Source organism: Paenibacillus sp. Negev47, assembly GCF_058313655.1.
In genome coordinates this window covers 5291284-5311698 of the sequence record NZ_CM177754.1, presented here as the reverse complement: position 1 = coordinate 5311698, position 20415 = coordinate 5291284, and the positions used below count along the sequence as shown (strand labels likewise).

At 48.8% G+C, this 20415-nt stretch carries 24 protein-coding genes; 23 read left to right on the top strand and 1 reads right to left on the bottom strand.

Annotated elements, in window-relative coordinates; genetic code table 11:
* Nucleotides 1–103 precede the first annotated feature (103 nt).
* Nucleotides 104–226: a hypothetical protein gene (locus tag AC4G47_RS24045; protein ID WP_491103074.1), complete on the bottom strand. Its 123-nt coding sequence runs from the start codon at nucleotides 224–226 to the stop codon at nucleotides 104–106.
* A gap of 437 nt (nucleotides 227–663) precedes the next feature.
* Between AC4G47_RS24045 and AC4G47_RS24040 the strand changes: the two genes are divergently transcribed.
* From AC4G47_RS24040 to AC4G47_RS23930, 23 genes are all read left to right on the top strand, one after another.
* Complete coding sequence (locus tag AC4G47_RS24040; protein ID WP_491103072.1) at nucleotides 664–1587, top strand: hypothetical protein; 924 nt, start codon at nucleotides 664–666, stop codon at nucleotides 1585–1587.
* 333 nt (nucleotides 1588–1920) lie between these two features.
* Nucleotides 1921–2121: a YqzN/YkzM domain-containing protein gene (locus AC4G47_RS24035; protein WP_458125641.1), complete on the top strand. Its 201-nt coding sequence runs from the start codon at nucleotides 1921–1923 to the stop codon at nucleotides 2119–2121.
* The gene (locus tag AC4G47_RS24030; RefSeq protein ID WP_491103071.1) at nucleotides 2121–3584 is read left to right on the top strand and encodes a phage tail sheath subtilisin-like domain-containing protein; all 1464 of its coding nucleotides are present in this window, start codon (nucleotides 2121–2123) and stop codon (nucleotides 3582–3584) included. Before AC4G47_RS24035 ends, AC4G47_RS24030 begins: the two co-directional genes overlap by 1 nt.
* 245 nt (nucleotides 3585–3829) lie before the next feature.
* Nucleotides 3830–4237 (top strand): phage tail tube protein, encoded by a 408-nt coding sequence (locus AC4G47_RS24025; protein WP_491103070.1) that lies wholly within the window; start codon nucleotides 3830–3832, stop codon nucleotides 4235–4237.
* Nucleotides 4238–4412: 175 nt separating this feature from the next.
* Entirely contained in the window at nucleotides 4413–4847 is a 435-nt protein-coding gene (locus AC4G47_RS24020; RefSeq protein WP_017690174.1) for a phage tail assembly chaperone, read from the top strand.
* A 182-nt stretch (nucleotides 4848–5029) separates the two neighbouring features.
* Complete coding sequence (locus tag AC4G47_RS24015) at nucleotides 5030–6781, top strand: hypothetical protein (protein ID WP_491103069.1); 1752 nt, start codon at nucleotides 5030–5032, stop codon at nucleotides 6779–6781.
* A gap of 54 nt (nucleotides 6782–6835) precedes the next feature.
* On the top strand, nucleotides 6836–7465 hold the full coding sequence (locus AC4G47_RS24010; protein ID WP_491106778.1) for a LysM peptidoglycan-binding domain-containing protein: 630 nt from the start codon (nucleotides 6836–6838) through the stop codon (nucleotides 7463–7465).
* Entirely contained in the window at nucleotides 7462–8448 is a 987-nt protein-coding gene (locus AC4G47_RS24005; protein ID WP_491103068.1) for an XkdQ/YqbQ family protein, read from the top strand. Before AC4G47_RS24010 ends, AC4G47_RS24005 begins: the two co-directional genes overlap by 4 nt.
* Nucleotides 8441–8851, top strand: a complete 411-nt coding sequence (locus AC4G47_RS24000) for a hypothetical protein (RefSeq protein ID WP_145320658.1) — start codon at nucleotides 8441–8443, stop codon at nucleotides 8849–8851. Before AC4G47_RS24005 ends, AC4G47_RS24000 begins: the two co-directional genes overlap by 8 nt.
* Nucleotides 8844–9299 (top strand): DUF2634 domain-containing protein, encoded by a 456-nt coding sequence (locus tag AC4G47_RS23995; RefSeq protein WP_491103066.1) that lies wholly within the window; start codon nucleotides 8844–8846, stop codon nucleotides 9297–9299. Before AC4G47_RS24000 ends, AC4G47_RS23995 begins: the two co-directional genes overlap by 8 nt.
* A 4-nt stretch (nucleotides 9300–9303) precedes the next feature.
* Nucleotides 9304–10443 carry a baseplate J/gp47 family protein gene (locus tag AC4G47_RS23990; RefSeq protein WP_491103065.1) on the top strand — a complete coding sequence of 380 codons (1140 nt, stop codon included), beginning with the start codon at nucleotides 9304–9306 and terminating at the stop codon, nucleotides 10441–10443.
* A 137-nt stretch (nucleotides 10444–10580) separates the two neighbouring features.
* On the top strand, nucleotides 10581–11171 hold the full coding sequence (locus AC4G47_RS23985; protein WP_491103064.1) for a YmfQ family protein: 591 nt from the start codon (nucleotides 10581–10583) through the stop codon (nucleotides 11169–11171).
* Nucleotides 11171–12667 carry a pyocin knob domain-containing protein gene (locus tag AC4G47_RS23980; protein WP_491103062.1) on the top strand — a complete coding sequence of 499 codons (1497 nt, stop codon included), beginning with the start codon at nucleotides 11171–11173 and terminating at the stop codon, nucleotides 12665–12667. Before AC4G47_RS23985 ends, AC4G47_RS23980 begins: the two co-directional genes overlap by 1 nt.
* 14 nt (nucleotides 12668–12681) lie before the next feature.
* Complete coding sequence (locus AC4G47_RS23975; protein ID WP_491103061.1) at nucleotides 12682–13080, top strand: hypothetical protein; 399 nt, start codon at nucleotides 12682–12684, stop codon at nucleotides 13078–13080.
* A gap of 46 nt (nucleotides 13081–13126) precedes the next feature.
* Nucleotides 13127–13252, top strand: a complete 126-nt coding sequence (locus tag AC4G47_RS23970; RefSeq protein ID WP_491103060.1) for a CD1375 family protein — start codon at nucleotides 13127–13129, stop codon at nucleotides 13250–13252.
* Between the two features lie 205 nt (nucleotides 13253–13457).
* Nucleotides 13458–13889 (top strand): phage tail terminator family protein, encoded by a 432-nt coding sequence (locus AC4G47_RS23965; RefSeq protein WP_491103058.1) that lies wholly within the window; start codon nucleotides 13458–13460, stop codon nucleotides 13887–13889.
* 49 nt (nucleotides 13890–13938) lie between these two features.
* Complete coding sequence (locus AC4G47_RS23960; RefSeq protein ID WP_491103057.1) at nucleotides 13939–14148, top strand: YqzN/YkzM domain-containing protein; 210 nt, start codon at nucleotides 13939–13941, stop codon at nucleotides 14146–14148.
* Nucleotides 14148–15464, top strand: coding sequence for a phage tail sheath family protein (locus AC4G47_RS23955; RefSeq protein WP_491103055.1), 1317 nt, complete (start codon nucleotides 14148–14150; stop codon nucleotides 15462–15464). The genes AC4G47_RS23960 and AC4G47_RS23955 overlap by 1 nt, the downstream gene beginning before the upstream one ends.
* A gap of 1 nt (nucleotide 15465) precedes the next feature.
* Entirely contained in the window at nucleotides 15466–15924 is a 459-nt protein-coding gene (locus AC4G47_RS23950) for a phage tail tube protein (protein WP_017690162.1), read from the top strand.
* Between the two features lie 170 nt (nucleotides 15925–16094).
* Nucleotides 16095–16517, top strand: coding sequence for a phage tail assembly chaperone (locus AC4G47_RS23945; protein WP_036611390.1), 423 nt, complete (start codon nucleotides 16095–16097; stop codon nucleotides 16515–16517).
* A gap of 201 nt (nucleotides 16518–16718) precedes the next feature.
* Nucleotides 16719–18695 (top strand): phage tail family protein, encoded by a 1977-nt coding sequence (locus AC4G47_RS23940; protein ID WP_491103053.1) that lies wholly within the window; start codon nucleotides 16719–16721, stop codon nucleotides 18693–18695.
* Complete coding sequence (locus tag AC4G47_RS23935) at nucleotides 18696–19391, top strand: LysM peptidoglycan-binding domain-containing protein (RefSeq protein ID WP_491103052.1); 696 nt, start codon at nucleotides 18696–18698, stop codon at nucleotides 19389–19391. It abuts the gene before it with no gap.
* A gap of 13 nt (nucleotides 19392–19404) precedes the next feature.
* On the top strand, nucleotides 19405–20415 hold the full coding sequence (locus AC4G47_RS23930) for an XkdQ/YqbQ family protein (RefSeq protein WP_491103050.1): 1011 nt from the start codon (nucleotides 19405–19407) through the stop codon (nucleotides 20413–20415).

Sequence of the window (20415 nt, the reverse complement as noted above, 5' to 3'; positions counted from 1 at the left end):
ACTGAGGCACCGTAAGGTGCGTCAGTGCTTTTTGAAGAGTATGTACCTTTTACTTCGTTAAGCTGTTCGGGTGAGTAACCATTCTGTTCAATCAGGTAAGTGGTTACCTGTTGTTCAGCATCATTTTCTTGAGTGGATTACCAAGCAGTCCGAAGTAGGCCCAGCAGGATATTCCGAGTATAAATGATAAGACGACAAGTGAAGTGATCTTGAATGTTTTACTCATAGGTATTCTCCCTCTTTTAAGTAAGCGACAACGAATTTGATAATGAAATATTAATATATTTGGATAAATTTATCAATTCATTGATCTTGATCTTAATGCTTACTTAGGTATCCTTTAAAGGATGATTCCAGAATCGTCTTTTTTCCACCCGAACGACGCCCTTAATCGCACCGAAGTCGTACGGAACACCATCCGCGTTAGGGATGAAAGGGTGTAAGATTGTATTATCGGATCAATAGCAAGGGACGCACCAAAAGCACATACGCTAATGTACAGACCGGCCAGGTGGCCGGTCTTTTTAATGCGGTGAATGTAGTCCCGGTACTGGTTCGTTCGGAATACAGACTCTGAGTAAAAGGGGGAGTCTACAGCTGCTGCATTGTCGCTGCACGGTGTGGGCAGATCTCAAACTTGCAGCCAAAGGGGGCGAAATGAATGTGTCTATGAGAAATGAGATTAGCACTGCCATGAGCACCAGTACATTGAGTACGCTCATTAAAAAAACGCTGAAACAGAAGCTCGCTGTACTTGTTCCAGATTGGGACGGTCGTGTGCTGGATGTTCCTGCGTCAGGCGAAGGGTTGGCCGGGCCTTGTGCAGTCGTTGCGTTTGCCGAAGAAGTGCCAAAGTCTACATGGGCGGGGTACCGACGGATTATTAAAATCTCACCGTACGCCCGTCCGGAAGATGGCGGCTCTGAACAAGTGGAAGCTTGGTCAGCTGATCTAATCGAAGGGTTGCATCAGGTAAGGTTGGTGGATGAAGCAGGCGAGGCTTTTACTTGCATCTATCTGGGTTCTTCAGATAGTGACCGGGTGGATGCAGGTTCTGGCATGCTTACACGCAGTCTGCGGTTTGGGGTGTATGTTCCCGAAGGTCGAACGGAAGCTACGGCTGAAAAAGGAAATTCGTGGCTGGCTGCACTTCAAGGCTGGACACAGCAGGAACTTGGCTCGAACTGGTCGGTGTATGGGGATGTCTGGCCCGGTGGGTATGAGAAGCCGTCTGTGTTATGGCGATTGGCCGGATGCAGCACGTCCGTGGCGGGCACTTCGGCATTGGAGGTTCGACAACAGTGGATTGGGCATGTACTCACCGATCATCCAGTGCTAACACGGCATACGGTTACTCGGTTGGCCCGGCAACTTGCGGTTCAAGCTCGGATTGCCGTAACTGAAATGGGGAGCGAAGAGCACGAAGGTAAAACTCGCTATGTAACGGTGGATGAAGTCACCGCAGATCTGCAGACGGATGCGTATCTGAATGGACAGATTCGCCTGACGTTGCAACAGCGGATTCGTCGTCCAGGTACCGATGTGCCATTCATCCGTGAGATTCACCACAGCAAAGGCATGGAGTAAACGTTAGTCGAGAGGAACCTTCTATTAAAGGTGGTTCCAGATTATAGCTTTGAAATGATGGATGTAGATTCAACACTATAGCTTCAAATTCATAGGTTCATAGGATCAAAAATTCATAGGTCAAAAATATAGCTTCAAGATATCTAAGTTCAATTAAATTTACACGATTACGGAGAGGGCACAAATAACTTGAAGAAGCGAAGCGTTCGCCTTTATCCCCGGATTCACCTCCTAAAAGAAGAAACAAAAAATCTGGGGATAACAGCGATCGGAAGTTATTTTGTCATCGAAGTGCTGGTGTAAATATCAGTCCAACAATGAGGTGAGATGGCAATGGCAAGCTCAGTGAAAAAAGGCAAACAGTCAGCCCCGCGGTATACAAGGGCCGAACTGATGAATCATGCAGAAGCCCTCTTTGCCGTTAAGGCAGAGGTGCTGTACGGTGCGCTGTACGAAGTAGCGCAAGAGACATTTTCCATTGAAGAAACGCAGGAACGAATTAACCAATTTATGAAAGCGAAGGTGAAGGGATAATGGCAGGTGGAACTTGGGAACAAACGAATCGTCCGGTCCTTCCGGGCTTATATATGAATTTTCAGGCGGCAGCATCTTCGGCCATTCAGGCCGGAACACGGGGAACTGTCGTTGTGCCGATCAAGGCGAACTGGGGTCCGGTAGGGACATTTGTTGAAGTGGGGAGCGAAGCGGCGATTGAACGTATCTATGCGGCGAATGTACTGGATAACGGCACGGCCTATACGTCCTTAAAACTCGCCCTGTTGGGTGGTCCTAAGAAATTGCTCGCTTATCGGGTAGCAAGTGCTGCGGCCAAAACAGCTACGCTTACTTTGAAGGACGGCAGTGATGCAAATGTGCTGCAACTGGATGCGAAGTATCCGGGGGATCGTGCGAATGGATTCTACGTTACCATCCAGCCGGGTGTGATTGATAATACGAAGCATGAAGTGCGCCTTTTTGAAGGTAACCGGATGTTGTATGCGCTCCTGACAGCGGATATTACAGCAGCTTCTCTGGCGAAAGAGATGAATGCGGATGAACGAAATGTCTGGGTAACGGCGCAGGCCATTGGTGATGGTACGGGTGTGGTTGCTACCGTTGCGGGTGCGGCATTCAAAGGCGGGGTAAGTGGCAACGATGACCTGACCAATGCGGAATACATTGCTGTACAGGGTGCGCTGGAAGGGGAGCAATTCGACGTCTTGGCTTTGGATCAGGCGGCTGATGCGCCTCTGCTTGCGAGTTTTGCAGCATGGGTGAAACGTGTGCGTGGTGAAGGCAAACCGGTGGTAGCTGTATTTGGCGGTTCCACAGCGGACGACACCTCTGCTACAGCAGCACAAAAAGCAGCAGCACGTTCGCTTATGCTCAACCATGAAGGTGTGATTAATGTCGGTACAGGCGTGCGCCTTGGAGATGCATTTTATAGCTCGGCGGAAACGTCCGCCTATGTTGCAGGACTGATCGCCGGACAACGTCTGAACCAATCCACAACTTATGCAGCTACTCCGTTCGATGACGTTACACGTCGCTGGACACGTGCAGAACAGGAGCAGGCAGTACAGAATGGCGTATTTATTTTCTTCCATGATGGACGTCAGGTGAAGGCACTTCGCGGTGTAAACACACTGGTAACTCCGGCCGCTGGACAGAATAATGCGTGGAAAAAAATCCGTTCCATTCGTGTATTGGACGCGATCAACACGGATTTGCAGCGCTCCGCGGAAGATACGTATATCGGTAAAGTGAACAATACGGAAGAGGGTCGTCAGGCACTGATTAGTGCCATGAAGGCCTATTTGGCGCTGCTCGCACAGAGCAATGTGATTGAAGCTGACGGTTATGATGTTATTCTTGACCCTGCCTACTACGGCGCGGCACCAGTTCTCAAACCGGAGGCGGATCAGGTATTCCTGCAATGGAATGTGAAGCTGACGGATGTGATGGAGCAGTTGTTTGGTACATTTTACGTACAATAAGGTTGTGTGGAAGGAAAGAACTGTTTTTCTGAATTACTACTATACGTTGAACTGCTGGTTTACACGATAACGGAGAGGACAGAAAAAATCTGAAGAAGCGAAGCGCTCGCCTTTATCCCCCGGATTTTCCCTTTATAAAAAGGAATCAAAAAAATCTGGGGATAACAGCGATCGGAAGATTGTTCTGACTGCGGAGTTATACCGTGTAATATTTATTAGTTCAACGAACCCAAGGAGGAAAATATATGTTGGATGCGTCAAGAGTAATTCTCGGTACCCATGGTCAGTTGCATATCGATGGTGTGTGGCAGACAAACATTAACAAGTTGGAAGCGAGTGTGGAGATTGAAAAGCGTGAGTTGAACCTGGTCGGTAACGACTGGAAAGTGCACAAAAATGGAGCGAAAAAAGGAACAGGCACGATGACCGGCTACAAAGTCACTTCGGATATGATTCAGCGTGGCTTCACCAAATTCGAGATTATTTCGAAGCTGAACGACCCTGAATCGTATGGACACGAGAGTGTGTTACTGAAAGGTTGCATGGTGGACAAAATCCAGCTTGCCAACTGGACAGCCGGCGAAGAAGTGCCCGAGGAAACAGGCTTTACGTTTGAAGGATTTGATTTATTGAATCCGATTGTGGCGAACTAAGCTTTGAAATAGCCACGTTATTAGGCTTGCTTGCTCAAGCGTGATTGCATAGTTACTTCCTTATAATATGGACACCAATGCAGGCCGAGATGATCTCGGTCTCTTTGTTGTCTCTACAGTCTTGGAAAATGGCATAGATGAACCTATTTGTGAAAAAAGAAGGAGATAACGCCCGATGAGTATGAATGAAAATATGTCCGAAGAACAGATTTTGGATCAGTTGTTTGAAGCAGCAGAACGTTTGCCAGAGGAGAATGTACGCATTCAGCGTCTGGATCTGCTGTTGACCTTGCGTGGACTGACATCCTCCAAAGTGGATCACATTCGCGAACGTTGTACGATTCGAAAAACGACCAAAGGCCGCACCGAGGAAAAGGTGGATACCGAAACGTTTAACGCGCTGCTCATTTCCGAAGCAACTGTGAAGCTGAAAGTCCGTAGTCTGGAATTGTCCGGCTGGGGAGACACCCGCATTACTGGTCGCATGAAGCTTTCTGGTGGAGAACAGGCGGTTCGCCGCATGCTTCTCGCGGGTGAATTGGATGCCGTAGGCGATAAAGTGCTGGAGCTGTCCGGCTTCGGTGTGGAGATTGAAGACCTAAAAAACTGATTCACTCCGGCGGGATGACCACGTTCCTGTATCACATGTGGGTGCGTCATCATCTCCGGCCCGGAGAGTTCTGGTCTTTGCCACGCGGGGAGCGCTCGCTGTTAATTGCGTTTTCTGAAGAGGAAATGTCAGCGATCACCTCGCAAATGAATCGATAACGATATAGGGCAGGAGGTGAAAAAATGGCAGAAATGATTGTGGGTTTATCCAAGTCCAATGCGGAAATGCGGACAACCCTTCGATACCTGGATCAGATCCAGCGCTCAACGGAACGTCTGGGCAGAGTTCGATATCAGAGTCTAATCAAGGTGAACAATGAGCTGAGAACGACCGGACGCAGGTTGGAACATATTTATAGTATGGCTGTGCGAATCAGCAGGCTGCGAATCACACCGACGATTGGGTTAATCGATAAGCTGAGTCCGGCACTGGATCGTGCATGGGCGAAACTGAACAGTTTTAAGGACCAGATGGTTACGGCTTCAGGAACAGTATCGTTTGAGGTTCGGCAGAAGATCGAAGTGGCGATGGGTAAGATGAATCCTGCGAGTGCGTCGTCCACGTCAGTTGTGATCGGGAGTCATAATACAACGATTTATAATGTGGCTAAAGAAGAAGATAAAAAGTGGTGGGAAAAAGCACTGGAATGGACCAGTACTGGATTAGATATTCTTAATAATGCTACTGATCTTGGTAAGAAATATAAAGAGTGGATGTCCGATCGAAAGGCTAAAAAGAATAAAGTGTCTAATCCGAGTGCAAGTACAGAAGTGGCAGAGGGCAAGAAAGGTAAAAGCCAAACTCGTAACAGCTCAAGATCTGGTAATGCCAATCCGAGTGAAACTCCCCCACGGAGAGTAGGTGGACGACGCGGTGGAAAGAATCGATCATCAACAGCAACTCCTGTTCCAACGCCAAGTCCGATCATTACAGATACTTCAGATCGTGCTTTTAATGAAGCCAGAAATGCTAACAACAGAAGAAATGTTGGTGGAAGGAGATCCAATCTCATCTCTGGCATCATGTCCAGTTCACCAACGGCAATGTCGAATCTATTTTCAGGTGATGGCATGCTTGGTAAATTGGGCGGTGGCTTTGCCAAAGGAGCCAAAAGGTTGCTTGGACCCATCAGCATGCTTGCTGATGTGGCGAATGTAGCGACAGCACCCCCGGAAGAACGTGGCCGAGCGGTGGGTTCCATGATTGGCGGCACAGCAGGTACTGCGATTGGTAGCGCCATCGGCAGCGTTCTTTTGCCTGGCATCGGAACATGGGTTGGTGGTGCAGTAGGTGGTTGGGTTGGCAGTGAGGCAGGGGGCTGGATTGGAGGCAAAGCGAAGGATATTGGAAAATTCATGTCCAACGCTACTGAGGGTGTAGGGGATGCATTGTCGGGTGCAGCGGATTACGTCTCTGAGAAAACAAAAAATATCACCGATGGCATATCCAGCTTCTTCGGTTTTGGTTCCAAAAAAGAAGAAAAGACGGTCTCGGCAGCAACGGTGGCTTCACCGTCTCCCGTAGCAACAGGTCCGCAGATGGCACCTGCCTATATGCCACCGGCACTGACCATGACAGGTCCAGCGGCTTATATGAACAGCAAGGTTGGTCAGCCTACATCTGCTGGATTCATGGGAACAAGCATGATGCAGAACCAAGCAATGGCGCTTGGTAACGTTGCGCAGACGAATGGAAAATCGTCCACGATGACGGTACAAATATCCGAAGACCAGATGAGCAGTCTGTCCGGTTACCTGAAAGATTTTAAAACCGAGACGACTAACCAGATCTCCGTGAATGTCCCTCAAGGCGCTGTGCAGGTGACGGTCCGTGAAAATGCCATTGACTACGACGGGCTGTCACGTCAAGTTGGACAACGTATTGTAGGTGAAGTACGCCGTGCCATGGAAAACCGTAAAACCATTATGGCCTAAGCAGAAAGGAGGCCGTTTATGACTGTATTTGAAGACAACGTGGAAGGTGTCAGAATGGAATTTACGCTGATCGATGGGAAAACGAAGTTCCAGTTTCCGGTGAAACCGGAAGAACTGACAATCTCACGTTCCAAAGGATATGAAACGATTAATATGTTGGAGCATGGCGAGTTTGATTTTGCGCAGGGAGAGAAGGTGAAGGAGATCACCTTCTCTTCTTTTTTTCCCAAAGAATATGATGCGTCCTATTGCATGTACGAAGATTTGCCTGATCCACGGGTAGCGATGAATATGCTGAATACGTTTCTGATATCGAAAAAGCCGCTGCGCTTCATCATTACCAACACGGGGGTGAACGTGCCGGTATATCTGATCTCGCACAATACGACCTTCCGGGGCGGCGAGAGCGGGGATATTTACTTCGACATTACGCTGCGCACATGGCGGGATTCCAAGGTGGAGAAGGTCGGCGCGGCTACATCCACGAGCAAGTCAGGTTCTCGTACGGATTTGAAAAAGAGCAGCAAGACCTACACCGTCAAAGCTGGCGACTCCCTCTCCAAAATAGCAAAGCTGGAGCTGGGCAGCAGTTCCAAATGGAACGAGATTTACAAACTCAACGCGAAAACCATCGGGAGTGATCCAAACCGGATCAAGCCGGGGCAAAAGCTGGTGATGCCATGACCTACAAGGTCATTGTCGACGACAAATATGACATCACTAAGCTGGTGGAGACGATTACGCTGAAGGACTCGCTGGACCAGATTGCGTATCAGGCCAACATCCGGCTGGCGGTGTCTGCACCTTCCGGTCTGCCTTCAATCTCACCGGGCATGGCAGTGCGGATTAGCGGGGTTCCTTTTGGCGAGAAATCGATGGTTCATCTGCTGCATCCTGCGGTCATCTGGGAGGTGGAAAGCTCGAACAGCGGCACCAAGCGGCTGTCCCTCACGGTGTACGATAGGATGATATATCTGGAAAAATCGGAGGACGAGTTCCTGCTGCCCAAAGATCAGACTGCCACGCAACGACTCAAAACCTACGCCAAAGAGTGGAAGATTCCATACGCCACGCTGCCGGATACGAAGACAAAGCTGGGCAAAGCCGTGTATCGGTCGCAGACGATTTTCTCGATGATGTTTGCTGATCTGAAGGAAACGGCGAAGTCCGGCGGGGACATGTATCATCCACGGATGACGCCCGGTGGGCTGCAGCTCTTCCAAGTCGGAAGTAATGCGAAGGTGTATGAGTTGGATCGACTTATCGATCTGACCCAGATGCGTACGCTCGAAGGGGCAGTTACCAAAGTTAAAGTCATGGCAGCGTCAGAGTCTACGAGTGGCAAAGAAGTTCCTTCCAAAGTGCTCGCGATTGAGCAGAATGGTGTGGAAGAACTGGGCACATTGCAAAAGCTGATCGAAGACGATCAGGTGAAATCGACAACCGCCGCGAAAAAACTGGCGAAAAGTCATCTGACGGGTATTCAGGAGACCTTTACGATATCCGCACCAGATGTGAATACGATTCGCGCCGGGGACGCGGTGTTGTTAAAAGGGCTGAAACTGATCGTTATGTCGGTCAGCCGTGATCTATCCGCTGGGCCTGGAACGATGACGCTGGAACTGGGGACAGCTGAGCTGGTGAAAAGGAGGTATTACCTTGAATAAAGATGATCCATATGGGCATTTTGCCGACGTCATGCGGGGTGCGATGAGCACACATTCCCGTCAGGCTGTGAGCGGGCTGGGCGCGGTATTGGGCACGATGACCTCATCCGGCGTGAAGCTGGATGATTTCAAGCACGAAGTGCAGGATTATCTCGTGGCCGAGTTGCCGGGCACGCTTGGACTACCGGAGCGCGAGGCTGCTGGGGCGATTTCCGGTATACCTGACGTGGCAAACGGCGGAACGACGGGAACGGGACGGTTTCTTTTGCAAGAAGAGGAAGTGGAAGAAGCGGTGTGGTCTCTTGGTAAGGGACTAAAAGCGGGAGATCGCGTACTGGCGATGCGGGTGAATGGCGGTAACGACATTGTGGTGCTGTGTAAGGTGGTGAGTGCGCATGCCTAGTTTGTTCCCGGAAACGGGTGTGGTATGGGGAGATGAGGAGGATCTGTCTGGGGCGGCCTCGGAAGAGGTACGCTTTGGCCGGGGCTGGCGATTCGATTACGATGCAGGGGATTTTGTGCTGACCCCAAGTGGCAAAGTTGCTGCGGCTGGTGGGCATGAAGCTTGGGTGCAGTGGTGCATTAAGGCTGTGAAAACGCCACGTTACAGACATGTGATCTATTCCCGGAACTATGGTTCGGAGCTGGAGGATCTGGTGGGGCAGGGTGACAGCCGGGGTGTGATGGAAAGTGAGATTACCCGGATGGTGACGGAGACGTTGCTGGCTGATCTACGCACGGATTCTGTAGACCAGTTTACGTTTGATTGGAATCGGGAGCAGTGCATGTTCTCGTGCCGGGTGGCGAGTGTGCAGGAAGAGATGTTTATTCTGGAAAGTGAGGTGATCTGACGGGATGGCTGAGATTCCGCGTTATTTGGAGGACCAGACGGAGGAACAGATTATGCAGCGCATGCTGGATCGTCTGCCCGCGGATCTGGATAAGTCGGAGGGTTCGTTCTTGTGGGATGCCGAGGCTCCGGTTGCGTTTATGCTGTCTGAGGCGGCTTTGTGGGCGCAGGAATTACTGCGGCGAGGGTTTGCAAGTACGGCTGCGAGCAGTGATCCGAATTTTCGTTCGGAAGAGCTGGATCTGCGGGCGGGAGAGCATGGCATTACTCGGCGGGCTGCGGTGGCGGCGCAAGGTGCGGTGAGGTTCGTGGGTGTGGCGGGTAAAGTGGTGCCAGCAGGCACGGTTGTAGCTACGCTTGCGGATGAAGTATCTGCTGAAGCTTCGCTCGAATATGAGACGGTGGGGCGTGTGGAACTGGATGCAGAGGGCTTCGGGGTGGTAGGCGTGCGAGCGCTTGTTGCCGGAAAAGATAGCAATGTGCCTGCGGGCACGGTAACTGTGCTGTCTACACCTGTAAGTGGCGTGACCTCTGTCACGAACGTTGAGGTGATTAAAGGCGGTGCAGATATCGAGGCCGATACGGCGCTGCTGGAACGCTTATATGCCAAAGTCCGCAACCAAGGGACAAGTGGCAACAAGTCGCAATATGTGCAATGGGCCAGTGAAGTACCAGGTGTTGGTGCAACACGTGTTATCCCGTTGTGGCAAGGGCCAGGCACGGTGGGATTATATCTGCTGGACACGGACAAACGTGCTGCGGGTACCGATCTGGTGACGGCGGTGCAGAAGTACGTTGATCCAACGCAGGATGGACAGGGTGAAGGTGTTGCCCCGGCAGGTCCGGTCGTGTCCATGATGCCAGCCGAGGAAGTGCCGATGAACATTCAGGTGAAACTGACGCTGGCAAGTGATGCGACATTGGCCGATGTACGAGCATTGATCGAACGCGGGGTGACCGCGTATCTGAAGCAGTTGGCTTTTGCCGATCCACTCGTTCGTTACACTCGCATTGCCGCGATCCTGTTAGACATTCCGCCGATTATCGACTATTCGGAGCTTACCGTGAACGGTGTGAGTGACCAGAATATCGAGATGAACGCGAGTCAGGTGGCGGTGTTGGGGACGGTGGATGTGAATGAGTAGTGTTGGGCAGATGGTGGATGAGGAATTAGTTTGGATGTGCGCAGACCTAGGAAGATTGGGAGAAGTACGCCGATCCGGGTTGGAGCTGGTGAGCGAGACACTCTCTGTTGATGTGCAAGGAAGGGAGGGGACAGGGCATGAGTGCTCCTTCTATTGTAGATGCTGGACTGACGAGTGAGAAAGGACGGGAGTTGTTCTCGTATTTGCCAAGGTATTATGAGACTTCACGCGTGATGCAGGCCGATATGCAGGCTAAGGGCACCGAGATGGATCTGCTGTACCAGGCGCTGGATGAGACGTTGGAGCAGTTTTTTGTCCGTACAGCGACGTGGGGGCTAGACTTCTGGGAAGAAGAGCTTGGCATTGAGACGGACCGTCTCAAACCTGTGGAGCAGCGGCGTGCCGTGGTGGAGTCCAAGCTGCGTGGTGCCGGGAAATTCTCCGGGAGACTGGTTGCGAATGTGGCTGAGGCATATGCCGGGGGCAAGGTGGATGTAACTTTTCAGCCGGAAGCGTGGAGTTTTACGGTGAGCTTTGTGGATACGATGGGCATCCCGCCCAATATCTATGATCTCAAACGGGCCATCGAAGAATTGAAACCGGCCCATATGGCCGTGGAATATGAATATCGCTATCTGATCTGGGACGATCTGGACAAGAAGCAGAAAACATGGGATGAACTGGACGCCGCGTCCCTGACGTGGAATGAACTGGAGGTGTGGGCGTAATGCCACAGGAAACAGATCGATTGAAATTGCCTCTTCCTTTGGGGAACGAGAATGTGACCCGGGAGAGTATTAACGGGATTTTTGAAAAGATTGATGCGGGTGTTGCGACGGAGAGGGAGGTTAGAGATGCCTACGAACTGGCAAGCAGTAAACAAAATGTCATCAAACTAGCCAACAACTTTGCAGCTCCTGATACAGCTATCACAGCTTATCCAGAGGGATATTCCGTTTTCTATGTAGGTGGTGGCACTGGTGGACAAGGAGGGGCATGGAGGACAACCGTAGGAGCAACCGAAGCATTTGGCTATGTGGAGACAGTACGAGTTGGTACTGGGGGGTATCAGACATTCACAGAGATGTATTCGGGTAGCGATACGGCGAATCGTGCCAATAATAAGCAGTACAAGCGTAATAAAAGGGATAGCAATGCTTCATGGCAGCCGTTTGAACGTGTGCTTGACGTAGATGATTATAATTCATTGGTGACATATTCAGATAACGGATTTATTAAAAAATCTGTTATCATACCCGCGTCCGCTAATTTAAATAATTACATTGAAGAAGGACGCTTCTACTGCCCTGCAAATGTCACAGTTCAAACTTTGCTTAACTGTCCGGTTTCGGACGCGTTTTACTTAGATATTGGAAGGCATGCAGGTGTAGTACAAACGTTAACAACGTTCGAACCAGATAATCTTAAAGTTTATGAAAGGAATTACTATAATGGTTACTGGGGGGCTTGGGTAAAAGTTCCATCCAGACAAGAATTCGATGCAATACAAAAACACAAGCTGACGCAAGATAACGGAAAAAATTTTGTTTTCGAAGGCGACTTAAATAACTTAGTTACAAACGGGCAATACAACGGACATGGATTAGTTAATGCCCCACAAAGTGAGATTGCAGGAACTTGGTGGTATATAGAAGTCCAATGTCATACCAATGGCATTGGATATGTATTACAAAGAGCAACGAAGTTAAATAACGGCGTACCTTCTTTTTTTCAAAGAACCAAGGAGAACGGATCATGGTTGCCATGGTCGCCTGACGTTTTTCAATCTGGCGTTGATGCTAAAAATGGTATTGTGGGTGCCATTAACGCCAAGGGTGGAAGTGCATCCACATCCGATTCATGGGCAACACTGGCAGCTAAAATTAACGCAATTAACACAGGTAAACGATTCGCAAAAGGGCAGTTTACAATTTACAACACTGGATATGGTGAAGTAACCGGACTTGCTTTCAGACCAAGAAATATAGTATTTTCCAATGCATCAAACATACCCTCGCATCAAGAAACTTGGTTCGGGGTTTACAGCGCAGATGCACCGAAGAATGATTATTCTACGAATTCACCAATGGCATTGATTAGGATACAGGCATTAACTTCTGGCGCTAGTTATGACGGCGGAATAACCATCAATGATTCCGGTTTTTCAGTAAGTGCGGGTTTACTTAACGTGGCGCGAACGTACAACTATTTCGCCACTGAATAGAAAGGATGATTAAGATGGATATCGGTGCAAGGATATATTATGAAAAATCAACAGGTAACGTCATCTTAAATACCGGACAGCGATCAGGTGATGTTGTTGAGACAACAGTCGAACAAGATTTCGAGTCTTACACGGTGCTTGCTGAACGAGTTCAGAAAACCGTAGGTATGGTACAGCTTGATTACGGAGCATATTCAGCAGATTATGCAGAAGGCGGCGTTATTACTCGTATCAACACCGATACGCTAGAGCCTCTGTTTGCTTATCCAGACCCTAACACTCCAGAAACACCGCAGGAACCACGTCCAGCGTTGAGTGTAGAGGTTGAAGGATTGAAAAAAGCTGATATGGAGAATAAAGAGGCTATAGCAGTGCTATATGAAATGCAGTTAGGAGCTGGACTGGATGTTTAATATCCTGGTTCGGCTATTTTTGTTCCTGAAGGGAGGTGAACAGCTAATGCAGGTATTCGTGACGATTTATGTATCTTTGATTGTGGCCGGGCGCCGGACGATTGAACAAGTGCCGGTTAACATTCGCGAGGACGTTAAAGCCGATCTGGTAGCGCTGGGTTACGAGCAGTAAGCATTATTTTTATGCCCTCTGGAGTGGTCAGGGGGCTTCCATATTGAATTCAGGGGGAATTGATTTGGAGACCAGTAGGTAAATGGATTTTGGCTGTAGGTAGCTCAGTGGCTTCATATTTATAACACGTAAAATCGGATGCCAGTCCGTGTCATATAGAACTACTACCTTATGTCAAAATTTTCAACCCCAAAGGAGGTGAACCATGACCACAACCCAACTAACCAATTCTATTGCTACAACACTCTCACAGCATTTCCCATACATCCCGATCCACCCAGCAACGGGTAGCAACAGCCCTAATCCAGACTCCAAAGGCATCTCCTACCGCCTGCAGTCCGCCCAACTCACCCGCGAACGCAGCGATCGCTTCGTGCAATCTCACGTCTTTGAAATCCGTTGGCTCGATCCAAACGATATTCCGGCAACCCTGCCGGACGAGCTGTTCGAAGCATTGGAAACCATCGACGTGGAGGGAACGCCCTATCGCGCAACCGAATTGCGCTGGGAGACGGAGAACGATACTCCGCGAATGCTGGTGTACTATACCATGCGAACCACCAAAGTGTCGGAGTCCGCCGCTACCATGCAACAACTGGAACAGCGGCCCACCGCACTTAAAGCTACGAGAGAATAACTAACCAAATGAGGGGATCTGTATGAAAGGAATAGGAGGCGCGTTGGCGATGTTTACGAAAAAAGAACCGGACCCTAAAAACCCGGAAGCTCAACAGAAAAACAATCAAAAATACAGCAAACCACAGTTCGCCGAATCCCGGCAACTTAGCCGGATGGAGAAAGACATTTTGGCAGCGGTGCTGCTGGAACACCAAACGTACACCTTGCAAGAAGCACAGCAACACATCCAACAATTCATGAATGGGGAGGCACAATAATGGCTGGAGGAACATGGACGACACAAAACAAGGTACGCCCCGGCGTATATATGAATTTTGCATCTGAGGGCGCATTGCCGGGTACGGTAGGAGAGCGAGGAACGGTGGCTTTGGCCCTTCCATTGTCATGGGGACAAGAAGGTACAATCCTGACCTTACAAGCAGGTGAAGATGTACAAGCCAAATTGGGTTATGACTGGACAGCACCGCAATTGCTGCTGATCCGCGAGGCATTGAAACGGGCGCAAACATTGCTTCTGTATCGACTCAATGCAGGGACCAGAGCCAAGGCAACCTTGGATAAACTGACAGTAACAGCCCAACACGGCGGCGTACGTGGTAATGATCTGGCTGTTGTAGTCTCCGCGAATATTAATGATCCGGACCAATTGGATGTCTCCACTTTGCTTGCGGGTAAAGAAGTGGACAAACAAACTTCATCCACCATCGAAGCTCTGGAATCCAACGTATACGTCACATTTACTGGTGAAGGTGCACTCACAGCTACAGCGTCACTTCCACTAACAGGTGGATTGGATGGTACAGTAACCAACCAGGAGCATGCCGAGTTTCTTACCAAGCTAGAGGTGCTGGATTTTAACACGGTCGGTCTGGTCTCAGATGATGCCACACTCAAGTCAGTCTACACAGCTTACATCAAGCGTTTACGTGATATCGAGGGCAAAAAGGTACAGCTGGTTCTGTCCGATTATCCTGCTGCAGATCATGAAAGCATTATCAGTGTCAAAAATGGTGTTGTGCTCGCAGACGGTACCGTTCTTACGCCGAAACAAACCGTAGCATGGACAGCCGGCGCAACAGCGGGAGCTAACCTCAATGAATCTCTGACGTTCCGTGCGTATGACGATGCCGTGGATGTGAATGGCAGATTGACACATACCGAGACAGAAGCAGCATTGCGTAATGGCGAGTTTGTCTTTACGGCGAGTAGCAACCGCGCGGTGGTGGAGCAGGATGTAAATACGTTCCGTTCAGTGACACCGGATAAGGCACGTCATTTTGCCAAAAACCGTGTTGTCCGTGTTCTCGATGGTATCGCTAACGATATGAAACGGATTTTCGAGTCCTATTACATCGGCAAAGTGAACAACAACGAAGATGGGCGCAGTCTGTTCCGTTCCCAATGTGTCACTTATCTGAAGCAGCTTCAGGATATTGGGGCGATTCAAAATTTTGATTCCAAAACAGATATCACGGTTACTCCGGGCAATGAAACCGACAGCATTCTGATCGAGATTCAGGTCCAACCTGTGGATTCCGTTGAAAAAGTATATATGAAAGTGAAGGTGGTTTAAGATGGCATTTTTGAAAGCAAGCGACACAATCTCCGGCCAGGAAGGCCGCGCATATGCAACGATTAACGGACAGACGGAAGAAATGTTCTATGTGAAGACGCTGGAAGCAACGGTGGAGAAACAAAAAGCAGAGGTCAAAACGTTGGGCCGTCGCGGTGTACAGCACAAAGCAACCGGTTGGTCTGGTTCGGGTTCCATGACAATCTTTTATACCACTTCCCGTTTCCGCGAACTGATGCTCCAGTACATGCAGAATGGTGTGGACACGTACTTCGATATTGAAGTGACCAACGAAGATCCTTCCTCTACGATTGGCAAACAGACCGTGACCCTTAAAGGCGTCAACCTCGACAGTGTAATTATGGCATCTCTTGATACCGAGGCTGAGGCGTTGGAGGAAGAAGTGAGCTTTACCTTTGAAGATGTCGATATGCCTGTATCGTTCAATCTGCCGAAGTAATGTAGCGTGAAAGCATAATGATTTGGGATTTATTAAGAGTTTAACTTAGCAGCGGGTTTGTAAAAGAAACCTGTTCAACTTGCCTGTGTTACGGGCTATTTGGCGTGTCAAAATACTGTTCTTCGCCGCTTCTTGCGGCGGGGAGCCTAACTTTAGAGGAGGAACAATACATGAGTGGATTGAGTATGTTTTTTGCCCAAAATGCAGCAACGGATACAACGGAGGAGTTTATCGTTTCCCCCCGTTTCAAAGATGAGAAAGGTGAACCAGTGGCCTGGAAACTGCGCAGCATGACCGAGGACGAAAACCAGGAATGCCGCAAGGCAGCTACCCGCAAAATCAAGGGCAAGAACGGTGTCTACACACCCGACATTGATGCGAATGATTACATGGCTCGCCTGATGAGCGCAAGTGTAGTGTATCCCGATTTAAAAAACGCAGAACTCCAGCGTTCATATGGCGTGATGGGTGCGGAATCGCTTTTGCGGAAAATGTTGTTGCCTGGGGAATTTGCTTCGCTCGGCGAACAGGTTCAGAAGCTGAACGGCTTCAATCAGGACATGAACGAACTGGTGGATGACGTAAAAAACTAATTAAAGAGGGCGATTCCGAAGCCAATCTGGCTTATTACGCTCTCCATGAATTAAACATTTTGCCGCATGAGCTAATGGCCTTCTCCATGCGAGAACGAGCGGCAATCTATGCGATGATCTCAATCCGGGTGGAGGAAGAGAAGAAAGAACGGTCCAAAAATCGCGCCCGGAAGAAATAAAAAGGAAAGGAGGGAGAAATGAATGTATGCCATGTTTGCAAGACTGTATATCATGTCAAACAATATGGTTCAGCAATTTCAAAACCTGCCTACCGTAATCAATTCGGTATTCAACCCTGGCAATCTGAGCCGAATTCAGTTGGCAGGCAACTTACTCCAAGGTGTGTCAGAAGAACAGGCTAAGGTAAATGCTGCCTTTACAGAAGGTGCCCAGCGAGTGCGAGCCTGGATTAGTGTGATCAAGTCGGCAGGCCAAGCTGTTCTCGTTCCAGCGGCGCAGGAAGAGGATTTGAAGCAACGATATATGGCTGCTACTGGTGATGATGCTCAGGGGGAGACGATATTTAATCGCTACCGTGCGGAAGCTTTCAAGAGCGGACAGAATGTTACGGATGCTTTGAAAGGTACCCTATCTCTCATTCCATATGCACAGAATACGGACCAAGTTGATCAACTGAGGGATATGGCTAAGCGGTTGAGTATGTTATCTCCAGATGGCAAAAACATGTCAGATGCCTCCAGTGCCTTGGTTGCTGCGATGAACGGAGACAATGGTGAGCTTGCCAAGTCGTTTAACATTCCTGCTGAAGCTCTAAGCGGAGCAGGTCTGCAACAAACCATCGATTCATCCAACCTGGATGGGTTTATCACAAAGCTTGATGTCATTTTGCAAAAGCAAGGCTATACCCAACAGGCTTTTGACACCATGCTGGATTCACCGTTACAGAAGTGGAATGCACTGGTGAATCAGTTTAATGGGGTTCTCGGTCAGATTGGACAGGCAGCCCTCGTTGCCTTAACACCTTTACTGGATCGATTAAATGAAGCGTTTGCGAATGGGGAGTTCACGGTCATTATTGAGTGGATTAGCAATGCATTTACGGTTGCGGCAAACGCGTTGACGATGCTGGTAAACGGTATTTTATACATTGCAGCCGTGATTCAGCAGAACTGGGATATCATTCAGCCTATCCTGATGGCATTGGCTATTGTTGTACTGGCATTGGTCATCGCACAAGTCTATAGTCTCGTTGCTGCGTGGTTATTGTTGAATTGGCCGATTCTTCTGGCAATTGCTGCGATTGCGGCAGTTATTGGAATCCTGAACATGATGGGGATGTCAGGTACGGAGATTTTGGGAGTCATCATAGGTTCATTTATGATGCTTGGAGAAATCGTAAGAGTAGTTGTGGCCACGGTGTGGAATCTGTTTGCTTCGCTGGGGGAGGCGATTTTTAACTTTTTCAGAGATCCGGTATATGCCATACAGAATCTATTTAAAAACATGGGTATTTTCATACTTGATATCTTCTATAACGTGGTAACCATAATTGAAGATGCCATGGAACGAATTAATGGCGGACTTAACAGTCTGATCAAACTTGTTAACAAAACCTTTGGTTTCAATATTGGTTTGTTTCAAGAATCAGATATTAATTTAGGTGGCAAGCAAATAAAGGAGTGGAAGAAAGGCCTGGAATCCTGGGAGCCTACGAGTGACAAAGATGTGAAGTCATTTTTCAAAATGAACGGAGAGTACAATCCTAAAGCTTTTGAAGATGGACAAAAGGTTGCTGAAGATTTGCTTTCTGGTTTCTCTTCTACCTCGAATGCAGATTCCAAAGAAAAAGATTTACCTGGTGGATTTGGTAAGGATTTCACCCCAAAAACACCTTCCGTGCCATCGATACCAACTGCACCTGCTCCCACCGTTGTCCCGAGTAACAACATGAGTAACATCAACAAAATCAACAATATCGGACAGGTGGACAAGATCGGTGACGTGGATGGCACAGTGGATGTAACAAGCGAGGACTTGAAACTGATGCGTGAGCTGGCCGAAATGCAGGCGATTCAGCGATTTGTCAGCCTTACTCCAACCGTTCAGGTCACCACAGGGGATATCAACAGCGGACATGATGTGGACAGCATCATCAGCAAAATTACCGATGGACTGAACAGTCAGATCGTCTCCAGTGCTCAGGGGGTGTATGGATAAGTGGAATATTATATTCAACTAAGCTTCAATAACCGCTCTGAATACATGTTTTTCCCGGTGACACCAGAGAGCATTGAGTTTTCGGATTCGGGAGACGGTAGTACATTTAACGTTAGCGCTTTGGGTGAGATTAACGTGATTAAGTCGCCAAAGCTGCGTGAAGTCAGTTTCAGCGGGATTTTTCCGGCAGACTACAGCCCGTATCATCTGAACTACGATGCAAGACATCCGGCAGTTCAGAAGCAGTTTTACCGTGATCCCTATGAATATGTGAAAAAGATCATCCGCTGGATGCAAACGGGCAGACCCGTCAGGCTGTTCTTTTCCAGTGCAAGGTACACCATTAATATGGCTGTTTCCATTGAGAGCTTCGACTGGAAGGAGACAGCGGGTACGGTGGGCGATATCCAGTATGATATCAAGCTGAAGCAGTTCATTTTCTATGCCGCCAAAAAAGTAGTGCCACTCAAGGACAGCAAGGATACTGCTGCTGCGAAAACAAAAACCAAAGCCTCCCGGCCCAATGAAAAAATCCAGCCCAAGACCGTCACACTCAAAGCTGGAGACTCCTTGTGGTCTGTAGCCAAAGCCCATCTGGGAGATGGATCTCGCTGGAAAGAGCTGCAGAAGCTGAATAGCATCAAAGATGCACAACTGAAGAAGCTGCCGATTGGACTTGTGATCAAGCTTCCGTGAAAGGAGAGGGAATATGCAAGAGCAGATCAGGCTGGATGATAAGCTGGCAAACATGAAGGAACGGTTATTACTGGATGACAAGCAGGGCAACATCTGGGACATTAGTGAAATTGCCGGCGACATTACGTACAAAACCTCCCGCATCGGCAAGCCTTCCTCTCTGGAATTCACGTTGATCAAGGGCAGTCTGTACCAGAATAAGAAATTCACATATGAGAATGGATATGTCGTGAAATATATCAGTAACAAGGTAGGCATATTTTACGGATATATCTTCTCGGTGGATAGCGGCAAAGACGAAAGTGTCAAAATCAAGGCCTACGACCAGACTCGATATCTGACCGCGAATCAGACGTACAAGTTCGTTAACGCAACCGCTACGGATGTGATCAAACGAATCGCTACCGACTTTCATTTGAAGGTGGGCGAGCTGATCCGGCCGAAATATGTTATTCCGCGCATGTTATTTGATAACAAAAAGCTGATCGACATGATCTGTGAGGCGTTGGACCGAACGCTGATCTATGGCGGCAAAAACTACATCTTCTACGATGATTTCGGCAAGCTTGTGCTCCGGGATGTGGAAGAGATGCCTTACGGTTTTGTCATTGGGGATAACAGTCTGCTCACGGATTACAGCTATACGCGGTCGATTGACGACCAGACGTATAACAAGATCAAGCTGTATCGGGATAACAAGGATACGGGAAAAAGAGAAACGTTTGTTCATCAGGATTCAGGCAGCATCCGTCAATGGGGGCTGCTTTTTTTGTACCAAAAAGCGGATGATGGCCTGAATGAAGGTCAGATTGATGCCATGCTGAAGACCCTGATGACCCTCCGTAATCGCGAGACGCAGACGTTAAAAGTGGATGCACTTGGTGATTTCAAGCTGAGGGCAGGAAGTTATGTCAACATCCAGATCGATGAACTCAAGATTAATCAATATTTTCTGGTAGACGAATGTACGCATAAGGTACAAGGCGGTGTGCACACGATGTCACTGGATTTGAAGGTGGTGTAA

What these genes read in the sequence shown, in the direction of transcription:
- AC4G47_RS24045 (WP_491103074.1), bottom strand. Translation starts at nt 226, where the DNA reads ATGAGTAAAACATTCAAGATCACTTCACTTGTCGTCTTATCATTTATA.
- AC4G47_RS24035 (WP_458125641.1), top strand. Translation starts at nt 1,921, where the DNA reads ATGGCAAGCTCAGTGAAAAAAGGCAAACAGTCAGCCCCGCGGTATACA.
- AC4G47_RS24030 (WP_491103071.1), top strand. Translation starts at nt 2,121, where the DNA reads ATGGCAGGTGGAACTTGGGAACAAACGAATCGTCCGGTCCTTCCGGGC.
- AC4G47_RS24025 (WP_491103070.1), top strand. Translation starts at nt 3,830, where the DNA reads ATGTTGGATGCGTCAAGAGTAATTCTCGGTACCCATGGTCAGTTGCAT.
- AC4G47_RS24020 (WP_017690174.1), top strand. Translation starts at nt 4,413, where the DNA reads ATGAGTATGAATGAAAATATGTCCGAAGAACAGATTTTGGATCAGTTG.
- AC4G47_RS24015 (WP_491103069.1), top strand. Translation starts at nt 5,030, where the DNA reads ATGGCAGAAATGATTGTGGGTTTATCCAAGTCCAATGCGGAAATGCGG.
- AC4G47_RS24010 (WP_491106778.1), top strand. Translation starts at nt 6,836, where the DNA reads ATGGAATTTACGCTGATCGATGGGAAAACGAAGTTCCAGTTTCCGGTG.
- AC4G47_RS24005 (WP_491103068.1), top strand. Translation starts at nt 7,462, where the DNA reads ATGACCTACAAGGTCATTGTCGACGACAAATATGACATCACTAAGCTG.
- AC4G47_RS23995 (WP_491103066.1), top strand. Translation starts at nt 8,844, where the DNA reads ATGCCTAGTTTGTTCCCGGAAACGGGTGTGGTATGGGGAGATGAGGAG.
- AC4G47_RS23990 (WP_491103065.1), top strand. Translation starts at nt 9,304, where the DNA reads ATGGCTGAGATTCCGCGTTATTTGGAGGACCAGACGGAGGAACAGATT.
- AC4G47_RS23985 (WP_491103064.1), top strand. Translation starts at nt 10,581, where the DNA reads ATGAGTGCTCCTTCTATTGTAGATGCTGGACTGACGAGTGAGAAAGGA.
- AC4G47_RS23980 (WP_491103062.1), top strand. Translation starts at nt 11,171, where the DNA reads ATGCCACAGGAAACAGATCGATTGAAATTGCCTCTTCCTTTGGGGAAC.
- AC4G47_RS23975 (WP_491103061.1), top strand. Translation starts at nt 12,682, where the DNA reads ATGGATATCGGTGCAAGGATATATTATGAAAAATCAACAGGTAACGTC.
- AC4G47_RS23970 (WP_491103060.1), top strand. Translation starts at nt 13,127, where the DNA reads ATGCAGGTATTCGTGACGATTTATGTATCTTTGATTGTGGCCGGGCGC.
- AC4G47_RS23965 (WP_491103058.1), top strand. Translation starts at nt 13,458, where the DNA reads ATGACCACAACCCAACTAACCAATTCTATTGCTACAACACTCTCACAG.
- AC4G47_RS23960 (WP_491103057.1), top strand. Translation starts at nt 13,939, where the DNA reads ATGTTTACGAAAAAAGAACCGGACCCTAAAAACCCGGAAGCTCAACAG.
- AC4G47_RS23955 (WP_491103055.1), top strand. Translation starts at nt 14,148, where the DNA reads ATGGCTGGAGGAACATGGACGACACAAAACAAGGTACGCCCCGGCGTA.
- AC4G47_RS23950 (WP_017690162.1), top strand. Translation starts at nt 15,466, where the DNA reads ATGGCATTTTTGAAAGCAAGCGACACAATCTCCGGCCAGGAAGGCCGC.
- AC4G47_RS23945 (WP_036611390.1), top strand. Translation starts at nt 16,095, where the DNA reads ATGAGTGGATTGAGTATGTTTTTTGCCCAAAATGCAGCAACGGATACA.
- AC4G47_RS23940 (WP_491103053.1), top strand. Translation starts at nt 16,719, where the DNA reads ATGTATGCCATGTTTGCAAGACTGTATATCATGTCAAACAATATGGTT.
- AC4G47_RS23930 (WP_491103050.1), top strand. Translation starts at nt 19,405, where the DNA reads ATGCAAGAGCAGATCAGGCTGGATGATAAGCTGGCAAACATGAAGGAA.